Source organism: Dietzia cercidiphylli (assembly GCF_014145145.1).
Classification (GTDB): Bacteria; Actinomycetota; Actinomycetes; order Mycobacteriales; family Mycobacteriaceae; genus Dietzia; species Dietzia natronolimnaea.
In genome coordinates, this window is sequence record NZ_JAALEA010000434.1 from 1 (window position 1) to 12,107 (window position 12,107).

The 12,107-nt window shown below is 71.5% G+C and carries 11 protein-coding genes; 3 read left to right on the forward strand and 8 right to left on the reverse strand.

The genetic code is table 11. From position 1 onward, the window contains the following. Position 1 precedes the first annotated feature (1 nt). Positions 2-1,486 carry a polyprenol phosphomannose-dependent alpha 1,6 mannosyltransferase MptB gene (mptB, locus tag G6028_RS14785; protein WP_182659326.1) on the forward strand — a complete coding sequence of 495 codons (1,485 nt, stop codon included), beginning with the start codon at positions 2-4 and terminating at the stop codon, positions 1,484-1,486. Here mptB and G6028_RS14790 read toward each other — a convergent pair. Continuing rightward, complete coding sequence (locus tag G6028_RS14790) at positions 1,455-1,823, reverse strand: Rv2175c family DNA-binding protein (RefSeq protein WP_179525049.1); 369 nt, start codon at positions 1,821-1,823, stop codon at positions 1,455-1,457. The two genes, mptB and G6028_RS14790, sit on opposite strands and share 32 nt — an antisense overlap. 101 nt (positions 1,824-1,924) lie before the next feature. Between G6028_RS14790 and pknB the strand changes: the two genes are divergently transcribed. Continuing rightward, positions 1,925-4,108: a Stk1 family PASTA domain-containing Ser/Thr kinase gene (pknB, locus tag G6028_RS14795; RefSeq protein ID WP_241730790.1), complete on the forward strand. Its 2,184-nt coding sequence runs from the start codon at positions 1,925-1,927 to the stop codon at positions 4,106-4,108. Between the two features lie 82 nt (positions 4,109-4,190). On the opposite strand, the gene G6028_RS14800 is transcribed toward pknB, so the two are convergent. Genes G6028_RS14800 through G6028_RS14820 form a run of 5 tightly spaced genes read right to left on the reverse strand, consistent with a single transcriptional unit; the run spans position 4,191 to position 8,262 of the window. After that, complete coding sequence (locus G6028_RS14800; RefSeq protein ID WP_179525047.1) at positions 4,191-5,597, reverse strand: class II 3-deoxy-7-phosphoheptulonate synthase; 1,407 nt, start codon at positions 5,595-5,597, stop codon at positions 4,191-4,193. A gap of 35 nt (positions 5,598-5,632) precedes the next feature. Beyond that, positions 5,633-6,130, reverse strand: coding sequence for a polyadenylate-specific 3'-exoribonuclease AS (locus tag G6028_RS14805; RefSeq protein WP_179525046.1), 498 nt, complete (start codon positions 6,128-6,130; stop codon positions 5,633-5,635). A gap of 5 nt (positions 6,131-6,135) precedes the next feature. Continuing rightward, positions 6,136-6,870, reverse strand: coding sequence for a lysophospholipid acyltransferase family protein (locus G6028_RS14810; protein WP_179525045.1), 735 nt, complete (start codon positions 6,868-6,870; stop codon positions 6,136-6,138). A gap of 46 nt (positions 6,871-6,916) precedes the next feature. Further along, positions 6,917-7,747, reverse strand: coding sequence for a hypothetical protein (locus G6028_RS14815; RefSeq protein WP_338404239.1), 831 nt, complete (start codon positions 7,745-7,747; stop codon positions 6,917-6,919). 53 nt (positions 7,748-7,800) lie between these two features. Beyond that, complete coding sequence (locus G6028_RS14820; RefSeq protein ID WP_182609375.1) at positions 7,801-8,262, reverse strand: SRPBCC family protein; 462 nt, start codon at positions 8,260-8,262, stop codon at positions 7,801-7,803. A gap of 145 nt (positions 8,263-8,407) precedes the next feature. On the opposite strand from G6028_RS14820, the gene G6028_RS14825 reads away from it, so the two are divergent. Then, positions 8,408-10,207 carry an AMP-dependent synthetase/ligase gene (locus G6028_RS14825; protein WP_179525042.1) on the forward strand — a complete coding sequence of 600 codons (1,800 nt, stop codon included), beginning with the start codon at positions 8,408-8,410 and terminating at the stop codon, positions 10,205-10,207. A 30-nt stretch (positions 10,208-10,237) separates the two neighbouring features. On the opposite strand, the gene G6028_RS14830 is transcribed toward G6028_RS14825, so the two are convergent. Beyond that, positions 10,238-11,371 (reverse strand): glycosyltransferase family 4 protein, encoded by a 1,134-nt coding sequence (locus G6028_RS14830; RefSeq protein ID WP_182659329.1) that lies wholly within the window; start codon positions 11,369-11,371, stop codon positions 10,238-10,240. A 52-nt stretch (positions 11,372-11,423) separates the two neighbouring features. After that, the coding region (locus G6028_RS17950; RefSeq protein ID WP_182659330.1) for an NlpC/P60 family protein at positions 11,424-12,107 on the reverse strand (684 nt) is incomplete at its 5' end.

Consider the following 12,107-nt stretch of genomic DNA (forward strand, 5'->3'; position numbering starts at 1 on the left):
GGTGGCCGGGTCCCTCACCTCCTCCGCCCGCTCCGCCCTGTCCGGCCCCTCGGGTCCCGCCCTGTACCGCGGGATGCTCGGGTCCGCACTCCTGACCCTCGGCGGCTTCGGTGCCGGCGCCCTCCCGGTGGACGGGGGGCCCGCCGCCGCCGTGGGTCTGCTCGGGTTCACCTTCGGCCACGGCGAGGTCCTGGCCCTGACGCTGTGCTGGATCGGCGTGGCCCTGCTGTTCACCGCCTGGCTGGCACTGGGCCCGCGGGCGGTGTCGGGCCGACTCCCCACGCGAGACGCGGTCTGGGCCACCGCGTTGTGGTCGCTCCCGTCACTGCCCGCGGTGCCGATGTTCAGCCGCGACGCGTGGTCGTACCTCGCGCAGGGGGCGATGACCGCCGCGGGGGTCGATCCCTACGAGGTCGGCCCCGAAGCCAACCCGGGACCCTTCACCGACGAGGTCAGCCCCGACTGGCGGTCGACCGCCACTCCCTACGGCCCGCTCCACCTGCTCCTCATGAGGATCGTGGTGGCCGTGTCCGGCGGGCACCCCGCGGTGGGGATCGTCGTCCTGCGCGTGGCGGTGTTGGTGGCACTGGCCGCACTGACCGTGGTGCTGGTGACGGCGGCCCGCCGGACCGGGGTGGACGCGGGGGCCGCGGTCTGGCTGGCGTGCGCGTCGCCGCTGTCGGTGATCCATCTGGCGGGCGGGCTGCACAACGAGATCTTCCCGCTCGTCGCCTGCCTCGGGGCGGTCGTCCTGGCCCTCGACGGTCGCCGGGCGTGGGCGGGCGCGGCGATCGGGATCGCGGTGGCGTTCAAGGCCACCGCGGTGATCGTCGCCCCGTTCCTGCTGTGGATCGCGCTGACCCGGCGGCGCGAGGACCCCTCGGTCACCAGACCGGTGGTCCGGGCCCTCGGGGACACGGCACTGGCCGCCGCCATCGCGGTGGCCGTCCTCGGGCTGGCCACCGTCGCCTCCGGTACCGGGATCGGGTGGTTCGACGCGATCGCCGTGTCCGACAGGGTGATCAACTACCTCAGCGCACCGACCGCGGCAGCGCACCTGTTCCACGCGGTCACCGACTCACCCGGGTTCGAGGACGTGCTCGCGGTGTCCCGGCAGGTCGGGCGGGTGGTCCTCGCCGTGGTCCTGGTGGCCGTGTGGTGGCTCCATCGCCGGGACCGGATGACGGCGCTCCGCGGCATCATGCTGGCGTTGCTGGCCTTCGTCGTGCTCAACTCGCTGGCCTGGCCCTGGTACTACGTCTGGGTGGCCGCGTTCTGGATGCTGGCGAGGCCGGGGCCCCGGGCCACCACGGCAGCGGTCGGGATGACCGTGTTCCTGGTGATGGCGATAGGGCCGAACGGATCGACCAGCCTCTACAGCCCCGTGCTCTCCGGGATCGCGGTGCTCGCCTCACTGGCGGTGGCCTGGTGGTGGTGGCGGGCCACCGGAAGGGTCAGAACGCCATCGCCTGAGCGCGCCGGATGACCTCCCGCGCGCGATGACCGTGGAGCGCGTCCGCGGGGCGACCCGGCAGGCTGTCGTCCTCCGTGAAGAGCCACCGCAGGATCTCCTCGTCGCGGTAACCCCCGTCACGGAGAACCGAGACGAGTCCGGGCAGGAAACGCGCCACCTCGTCGTCGTCGTCCAGGAACACCGCGGGGACCACCACCACCCCGGCACGTCGGACGGCGATCAACCCCCCCTCACGGAGGAGGTCGTGCACACGGGTGACCGGGATGCCCAGTCGCCGCGACACCTCGGGCAGATTGATCGTCTCGACGTCCCCGGGCAGGACGTCATCGCAGTGCGGAACGGTACTCACGGCCACCACGTTAGTCCCAGCGGGGCCCGGCGGTCACCACCGCGGGGCGCACGGCACGGTTGCATACCGAGATCGGGACGCCGACGGGCAGAATGGACTCCATGACCACTCACGACGGGCAGCTACCAGGGCCGGGCACCGTGCTCGACGGGCGCTACCGGCTCGACGCCGTGATCGCACGCGGCGGGATGTCGATCGTGCACCTCGCCACCGACGAGCGGTTGGACCGCCACGTCGCCGTCAAGCTGTTGGACCCCGCCCTCGCCGGCGATCGCGCCTTCGTCGACCGGTTCACCCTCGAGGCGCGCTCGGTCGCGCGGCTCTCCGACCCCGGCATCGTCCAGGTCTTCGACCAGGGGGTCGAGGGGGACACAGCCTTCCTCGTGATGGAGTTGGTCCCGGGCGGCACGCTGCGCGAACTACTGGACGAGCGCGGACCCATGCCCCCGTACGCCGCCGCCGCCGTGCTCCGCCCTCTCCTCGGCGCACTCCGCGAGGCCCACGAGGCCGGGCTGGTCCACCGCGACATCAAGCCAGAGAACGTCCTCATCTCCACCACCGGGGCGGTCAAGCTCGCCGACTTCGGTCTCGTCCGTGCGGTGGCCGAGTCGAGGGCGACCTCGCGGAGCGTGGTGATGGGCACCGCCGCCTACCTCTCCCCCGAGCAGATCTCCGGCGCCGACACCGACGGGCGCTCCGACCTGTACTCACTGGGGGTGCTCGCCTACGAGATGCTCACCGGCGAGCCCCCGTTCAACGGCGACAACTCGATCGCCGTGGCCTACCGGCGCCTGGACACCGACGTCCCGGCGCCCTCCGACCAGTCCGATTCCGTGGCGGAGGACCTCGACCACCTGATCCTCCGGGCGACCCGACGCAGCCGCGAGGACCGCTACCAGGATGCCGGGGAGATGCTCGACGACCTGGACCGGGCGGCCGAGATCGGACGCTTCCCCACCTATGTCGTCCCGGCGCCCCACCAGTCGTCCTGGTCCCGGGCCCGCGCTGCCGCGGCGCGATCGGCGCCCGGCGGTGCCACGGAGTTCGACGCCGCCGATCGCGAGAGCGGCGAGGCGCTCGGCCACGGTGACGGCCCCGTCCCCACACGGATGCACACGAGGGTGGGACTCGACGCGGTCCCGCCGCCCCCCGTCGCCGAGGAGTCCTACGCCCGAGGGGAGGTGGAACCGGTCTCGGACCGGGCGCCCGTCCGCCCTCGACGCAGGCTCGGTCTGCTGTGGCTGGTGGTCGTGCTGGCGGTCGCCATCGCCCTGGCCGTCGCCGGATGGTGGCTCGGGTCCGGCCGTTTCGTCACCGTCCCCGCGGTCCAGGGCATGTCGGTGGGCCAGGCGACCGAGGCCGTGAACGAGGTGGGGTTGTCCGCCTCCACCCGCGACGCGTTCAGTAACGACGTCCCCCGGGCGGGACTGGTCGGGACCGACCCCGAGGCCGGGGCCCGGGTGCCCCGGGGCGAGACGGTCGCGGTCCTGGTCTCCGTGGGCCGCCCGGTCGTGCCCGAGGTGGGTGCCGGACGCGACGTCGACACCGTCTCCGCACTCCTGCGGGAGAACTCGCTCGAACCGGTCCGTGGCGGGACCGAGCACTCCGACTCGGTCCCGGTCGGTCAGGTGGTGGCCCTGGAACCGCGGCCCGGGACGACCGTCGACGTGGGGACCAGGGTGTCGATGGTGACGAGTTCGGGGCCCGCGCCGGTGAGGGTCCCCGATGTGGCGGGCCTCGAGGAGGAGCAGGCACGGGCCGCGCTGGAGGGATCCGGGCTCACCGTCTCGCAGGTCAGACGGGTCTACGACGACGAGGTGGACGGCGGACTGGCCGTGGGCACCGACCCGGACACCGGATCGGACGTCGCCCGGGGAGACGGGGTGACGCTGCTGGTCTCCAACGCCCTCACCGTCCCCGACATCAGGGACGTGCCGCTGGACGAGGCGACGGACGTGCTCAGCAGGGCCGGGTTCACCATCGTCCGCGAGGCACCCGTGACCGACCGCCGGATCTCCGATGGCCGGGTGGTCAGCACCGACCCGCCCGCCGGCCGGCGACTCGACCCCGCGAACGCCGTGCTGCGGGTCGTCCCGTCGAACGCGGTGACCGTCCCCGTGGTCCTGGGGGCCCGGGCCTCGGACGCCCAGCAGACTCTCCGGGACGCGGGGCTCAACCCCACCATCGACACGGGTTCACCGGGCGGGATCGTCTACGGCCAGAACCCCCTGCCCGGGCGGGTCGTGGCACGGGGCAGCGGGGTCGAGATCGACGCACTGGGCTGACGTCGACCGGGCGGCCCCGGGGCCCGGCCGTCCCCGCGAGGCGAGTGTCCCCGGGGCCCGGCCGTCCCCGCGACGCCGCGGCTCAGTTGCGGAGCATCTCCGCCACCAGGTAGGCCAACTCCAGCGACTGCTGGGTGTTGAGCCTCGGGTCGCACGCGGTCTCGTACCGCCCGGCCAGATCGAGGTCGGAGATGTCCTGGGCGCCCCCGAGGCACTCGGTGACGTCCTCACCCGTGAGCTCGATGTGGATGCCGCCCGGGTGCGAGCCGAGGGCGTGATGAACCTCGAAGAAGCCCTGGACCTCGTCGATGATCCGGTCGAAGTGGCGGGTCTTGTAACCGTTCGACGTGGAATGGGTGTTGCCGTGCATCGGGTCGCACTGCCAGATGACCTTGTGTCCCGAGGCCTCGACGGCCTGCACGATCGGCGGGAGCGCGTCCCTGACCTTGTCGTTGCCCATGCGGGAGACCAGGGTCAGACGTCCTGGACGGTTACGCGGGTCGAGCTTCTCCACGTACTCCACCGCGAGTTCCGGGGTGGTCGAGGGGCCGATCTTCAGTCCGATCGGGTTCTCGATGAGTGAGGCGAACGCCACGTGGGCGTCGTCGATCCCACGGGTCCGCTCCCCGATCCACAGGAAGTGGGCCGAGAGGTCGTACAGCCCCTGTTCCGCGTCACCCGTGAGGCCCGTGCCGTCGTCGGCCAGGCGCAACATCGCGCGCTCGTAGTCGAGCACCAGCGCCTCGTGGGAGGAGAAGATGTCCGCCGACCGCAGGTTCTCGTCGGAGACACCGCAGGCGTCCATGAACCGCAGCCCTCGATCGACCTCCGCCGCGAGCGCCTCGTAGCGCGCGCCGGCCGGCGACCCGGCGACGAACTCCATGTTCCACTCGTGCACGCGGTGCAGGTCCGCCGTCCCCGAGGCCGTCAGGGAGCGGACCAGGTTCATGGCCGCGGCGGCGTTGGCGTAGGCGCGGACCAGACGCGACGCGTCGTGCTCACGAGCGGTGTCGTCCGCGTCGAGCCCGTTGACCATGTCCCCGCGGTAGGAGAGCAGGCCGGTGGCGTCCCTGTCGGCGGAGCGCGGTTTGGCATACTGCCCGGCGATCCGGCCGACCTTCACCACCGGCATGGACGCGCCGTAGGTCAGGACGACGGACATCTGCAGGAGCGTGCGGATCACGCCCTTGATGTGCGGCTCGGTGTTGGCCTCGAACGTCTCCGCGCAGTCCCCGCCCTGGAGCAGGAACGCGCGACCGTGCGCGACGTCGGCCAGCCGATCCGAGAGGTGTTCGACCTCCGAGGCCACGCAGATGGGCGGCACGCTCTCGAGGACCTTGCGCATGGCCGCGGCGTGATCGGGATCCCACGACGGTTGCTGCAGCGCGGGTCGCGACAGGGCGTCCGCCAGCAGCCGATCGAGGTCCGCCGAGAGCGGGGGGAGGTCGGGAAGCTGTGCGATGTCGACGTCGACTGTCCAGTTGCTCACCCCGCGAGGATACGCCACCGCCGCCGGCGCGGACCTCAGAGACCCAGGTGGGGCGCCTTCGCCGCGATCGCCCGGAATCTCAAGAACGCATGGCGGGCATCGCCGAGGGCGTCGTGGGCTCCGCCCGGGTGAGGCGGCAGCTCCGGTTGCCCGGCCATCTCCCACAGCTGGCGCACGTCCCGCGTGAACCTCGGCATCGCCGCCGGCAGCTCGGTCATGTCACCCCAGAGCTGACACACCGCGACGTGGTCATAGGCCCCGATCCACGCCCACAGCTCGACCGGCCCGGAGATCGGTGCGGTGACGAAGTCGTACAACCCGTCCCGGATCCCCGACCGCGACATCCAGGCCGGCGAGGAGGGATTGGGCAGCTTGGGCAGGACGTTCCGCCGGACCCACGGGCCGGCCTTGGCCTGGTCGAAATCCGTGGAGACCGCGTAGAACTCGCGTCCGTCCTCCGCCACCACCCCCACCGACACCAGGTCGATGGTGGTGCCGTCCTCGATGAACTCACAATCGTAGAAGTAGCGCACCGGCGTCAGCGCTGTCCCTCGACGGGCTGGTCGAGGAGGTTGCGTCCCGACTTGCGCACCGCCTCGTAGCGCTTCTTCATCTCCGCGCCGTAGGTGTCGTGGACATACTCCTGACCCGTCAACGCCTGGATGCGCCGCATGAACTCATCGGTGATCTCCCGCTCGGCCACGCGGTCGCCCTCCCGCCCGGCCCACGGCGTCAGGTCGAGTGGTTCCCCGATCATCACCCGGACCCGGGTCCGGCGGTGGGGTCGGTTGACCTTGCGGATGTACTCACCCGTCCCGATCACGCCCACGGGGACGATCGGGACCCCGGCGCGCAGCGCGAGCCGGGCGGGCCCGGTCTTGCCGCGGTACAACCGCCCGTCCGGGGACCGGGTCCCCTCCGGGTAGACGCACAGGATCTGACCCGACGAGAGGACCTCGAGGCCCGCGTTGAGAGCGGCCTGGGCGGCATCGGCGTCGGTGCGGTCGATCGGGTACTGACCGGTCCCCGCGAAGAACCACCTGCTGAGCATGCCGCGGATCCCGGTGCCGGTGAAGTAGTCGCTCTTCGCCAGGAACGTGACCCGCCGGGGAAGGAGGAGCGGGGTGAACAGCCAGTCGGCCACCGACTCGTGATTGCCCACGAGAACCGCCGCCCCGCTGGTCGGGAAGTTCTCCCGGCCGGTGATGACCGGCCTACTGGTCAGCCGCAGGAAGGGCCCGATGATCACGTACTTGAACAGCCAGTACAGCAACTTGGGTCACCGGACCTTCCGTCGTTGGGAGTTGACGGAGCGGATACTACCCGGATCGGTCCGCGAATCCGGACGGGACGAGATTCGGTGGCCACAGCTCGGGATCCGGGACGAAGCTGGCGATCACGGCGCGCGCCCCGGGGTCGAAGTGCGAGGCGACGAGGGTGCACCGGGACAGCAACGCGGGGAGCCTCACCACCGTCCGGACACCGTCGAGGTCCAGGCGCAGCTCGTCGCCCTCGACCGAGGGCGGGGTCGTCGGACGGTCCGGCACCGGGCACTCCACCCGGTATCCGCCACTACCGTCCGGGGAGACGGAGGGTGTGACCGCCCCGCGTGCGAGTGCCGCCAGCGCCGCGGTCCGGCCCGGGGCGCTCCCGGCGACCATCACCTCGACGGGCCCCGCGAGGAACGTCGAGACCTCCGCCGCGAGGAGGGACAGTCGGTGCGCCTCGCGGGTCCGGGCGTCCGCGCGGTCACCTGCGGCCATCGAGGCGAACCGCACGTGCGCGGGCCAACGAGACTCCACGAACGCGGTCAGCTCCCCCGCCGCCGCGATCCTCCGGACCGCCGCGAGGTCACCGTCGAGTTCCACCACCACCACGTCCCACACTCCCGCGGCGGCCGCCCGCCGGGCGTACTCCCATCCCAGGACAGCGGCGAGGGGCGCGTCCCCTCCGGCGGCCAGCGCCGCGAGCACGTCGTCGTCCGGATCCACCGCACCGGACCTGTACGACTCGAGTCTCGCGGTGGCGTCGTCCGCCCGGACCTCCACGGGCCCCTCGTCGGTCGTGTCCAGCCGCGGATCCACCGCACCGGGGTCCCCGGTCAGGATGAGAGCCGTTCCGCCCGCGTCGAGCAGGAACTGCGCGGTCACCTCCGACCTGGCCGGGGGGTCGCCCCCCATGACGATCGCGACCCTGGCGCCGGTCACCGCGACTCGGCCCGGCGCTTGAGTTCACGCAGGGCCTCGGAGAGGATCCGCCGTTCGGCCCGGTCGCGGAGCCGGCCGATCACCGGCACCACGAGTTCTATCTCCAGCTCGTAGTCGACCCTGGTGCCGCCCTCGACCGGTTCGAGGCGATAGGAGCCCTTCTGCGCACGTTGCAGCGCCGAGCTCTCCAGCCTCCACTCGACGACCCTGTGGTCCGCCGACCAGGAGTAGGCGAGGACGTAGTCGTCGACGATCGCGCCCGCCTCCAGGGCGAACCGGACCCGGTCCGGACGACCGTCCGCGCCGACGGACAGGACCTCGGCGACCCGGATCGACGTGGACCATTCGGGATACGAGTCGAAGTCCGAGATGACGGCCATCACGTCCTCGACCGTCGCGTCGATCACGGTGGAGTCGCTGGTCGGCCACACCTCGGGGGCGCCGTTGTCCTCGCTCATATCCCCCAGCTTCACATATCTTCGGCCGGGATGCGCCCTGGCGACCGGCGCCCGGGCACACGGGTGACGTGGATGCCGACCGGCCCCGGGGATAGTGTGTCCTCACTGCGATTAGACCATCGATCGTCTCCACCAGGAGGACCCTTTGCGCGAATACGTCGCCGCCCCCGCCACTTTCACCGTCCCCGACGACTGGTCCTGCGCCCAGGCGGCCTACGACCGCGCGGAGCGGACGCCGGACAACGTGGCGTTCCAGCGGCCGGTCGACGGTCGGTGGACGGATGTCACCAACCGGGAGTTCGCCGAGACGGTCCGCGTGGTGGGTCGGGGTCTCGTCGCCCGAGGCGTCCAGGCCGGGGACAGGGTCGCCCTCCTGTGCTCGACCCGATACGAGTGGAACGTGATCGACTTCGCGATCTGGGCCGCCGGCGCGGTCACGGTGCCCGTCTACGACAGCTCCTCGGCCGAGCAGATCCGGTGGATCATGGAGGATTCGGGCGCCCGGCTCGCCATCGTCGAGAAGGAGACCCACGCCGCCACCACCCGCGAGGGGATCAGCGGGCTGGAGGCGGCCCCCGACGTCCTCGTGATCGAAGGAGACACCCCCGCGTTGGACGCCCTCGCCGCGGGTGCGACCGAGGTGCCCGACGCGGTACTCGACGAACGGCGCGCCGGGGTGACCGCCGACTCCCCCGCGACGTTGATCTACACCTCGGGCACCACCGGACGCCCCAAGGGGTGCATGCTCACCCACCGCAACTTCATGTCCGAGGCCCTCGCGGTCCTCGAGACGCCGTTGAACCAGTACCTCCGCCAGGACGCGACCACCGTCATGTTCCTGCCCCTGGCCCACGTGCTGGCCCGCGCCATCACCTACGCCGGGTTCCACGCGGGTGTCCGCATCGCCCACTCGTCGGACCTGACCAATCTCGTGGACACGTTCTCCGAGATGCAGCCCCACTACATCCTGGCCGTCCCGCGCGTGTTCCAGAAGGTCTTCAACAAGGCCCAGGCCACCGCCCAGGACGGCGGCACCGTCAAGGCCTGGATGTTCGACAAGGCCACCGACACCGCGGTCGCGTACTCCAAGGCCAACCGCAGTGGACGCGTCGGGCCGCTGCTCAGGCTTCGCCACGCCCTGTTCGCCAAGCTCGTCTACGCCAAGCTCGTCGCGGCGCTCGGCGGCCGCTGTGAGATCGCCATCTCGGGTGGGGCGCCCCTCGGTGAGCGCCTGACGCACTTCTTCGACGGCATCGGTGTCAACATCTTCGAGGGATACGGCCTCACCGAGACGTGCGCCGCGATCGCGGTCAACACCCCCGGTCAGATGCGTATCGGCACCGTCGGCCAGCCGCTGCCCGGGTGTGCGGTCCGGATCGCACCTGACGGTGAGGTCGAGGTGAGCGGCCCGGTGGTGACCTCCGGCTACTGGCGTAACGAGCGCGCCACCGCCGAGGCGTTCTCCGACGGGTGGTTCAGGACCGGGGACCTCGGGTCCCTGGACGAGGACGGCTACCTGACCATCACCGGTCGCAAGAAGGAGATCATCGTCACCGCCGGGGGCAAGAACGTCGCCCCGAGCCAGCTCGAGGACGCGCTCCGGGCCGACCCGCTCGTGGCCGAGGCGGTGTGCGTGGGCGACGGCAAGCCGTTCATCTCGGTGCTGCTCACCCTCGACCCGGAGGCACTGGAGCGGTGGAAGGCCCACCACGGTAAGACCGGCTCGCTGTACGAGCTGCTCCGGGACGCGGACATGATCGAGCATCTCGACCAGGCGCTGTCCCGGGCCAACCGGACCGTCTCCCACTCCGAGGCGATCAAAAAGTACCACGTGCTACCCGACCAGTTCACCGAGGAGACCGGGGAGCTCACCGCCTCGCTCAAGGTCAAGCGGAACGTGGTGCACCAGAAGTTCGCGGCCCAGATCGAGGACCTCTACGCCTGACCCACGGCCGGGTCGGGGTTCGAGCCGGGGCTAGTCGCCGGAGAGCACCCGCCGCATGTCGCGTGCCAGGTCCTCCCAGCGCCACGACCCGAGAACCCAGGAGCGTCCGCGGACGCCCATCGCGGAGGCGCGTGGCCGGTCCGAGAGCAGACCGGCCACGGCCTCGACGATCTCGCCGTCCGAGGTCCCGTCCACCACGAGACCGGTGCTCCCGTCCACGACGGTCTCCGGAGCGCCACCACTCCGGCCGGCCACCACGGGGACACCGCAGGCGGACGCCTCCAGGTACACGATCCCCAGCCCCTCCACGTCCAGTCCCCCGCCCCGGGTGCGGCACGGCATGGCGAACACGTCCGCCATCCGGTGGTGGTCGACGATCTCGTCCGCCGGGATCCGACCGGTGAAGATCACCCGGTCGGACACCCCGTGCCTGCGGGCCAGACCCTCGAGCGTGCGACGGTACGGACCACCCCCGACGACGACGAGGACCGCTCCCGGAACGCGGCGGGCGATCTCGGGCAACGAGCGGATGAGCGCGTCCTGACCCTTGCGCGGGACGAGTCGTGAGAGACACACGATCACCTCCCGGTCCGCCACCCCGTAGCGTTCCCGGATCGCCCTACGCCGCACGGGATCGGGACGGAACCTGGCCGTGTCGACGCCTCCGGGCTGGTGCACGAGTCGGGCGTGTGGACCGAACGCCGCCGCGAAGCGACGTCTCGTGTAGTCACTCACGTAGGTGACGGCGTCGGTGGACTCCCCGATCAGCCTGAGCACCTGCCGCGAACCCGGCAGCATCGACCACCCCACCTCGTGACCGTGGGTGCTGGCGACGATCCGCTCGACGGGCCCCTCCCGGAGGACGGGCGCCATCACGGCCAGCGGCGCCGCCGCACCGAACCACACCGTGCTCGCCCCGAAGTCCGAGGCGAGCCTCCGCGCACGCACCGCGAGCTCCGGCGTGGGCAGCAGCATCTCCGTCGGCACCCTCTCGACCAGGTAGGGACGGGAGTCGTCGTAGTCGGTCGAGTCGCTACCCCGGAACGTCGAGGCGAGGACCGCCACGTCCTCGGGATCGAGATGCGCCAGATAGGTCTCCAGGTACGACTGGATGCCGCCGGGTCGCGGCGGATAGTCGTTGGTGATCAGCAGGGTCTTCGTCATCACGTCCGAGACTGCCACAGTGTCCGGGTCTCCCCCGCCCGGCGTCCCCGCGTCAGTACCGTCGGATCCCGCTGATCGGCATCGCGTCGACCTTGTCGAGTTTGACCGGGACCCCATAGGTCGACGCGTGCAGCACCAGTCCGTCGCCGGCATACATGCCGACGTGGGTCGCCCCCGGGTAGTAGATGACGAGGTCGCCCGGTTGGATGTCGGCCATCGCGACGGGTGCGCCCGACACCGCCTGCGCCTGACTCGACCGCGGTAGCGTCTTCCCCTCCTGCGCGTACGCCCACACCATGAGTCCCGAGCAGTCGAACTCCTCCGCGCCGGTCGCCCCCCAGGAGTACGGGGAACCGAGCCGGGTGAGAGCCACCTTCAGCGCCGCGGTGTTGACGCCGTCGACAGCCGGGGCGACGTAACCGGGCGGGACCAAAGGGCCGCCGGCCCAGACTGCACGCTGCGCGTCCGAGAGGGCGTCGACACGACGTCTCACCTCATCGATCCGCGCCCGCATCTCCTCCGAGCGCCGGTCGAGCTCATCCGCCCGACCCTGTGCGTCCCGGGCCGAGGCCCGCGCGATCTCCGATGCCACGTCCGCGTCCCTGCGGAGGCGGGCGGCCTCAGCCGAGGCGGCACGCGAGGCGTCCAGGGCGCTGGTGGTGGTGCCGGACAGCCGCTGCAGCGTTCCGAGCCGGTCGACCAGGTCGCGGGGACTCTCGGCGAGGACGGCGGCCCG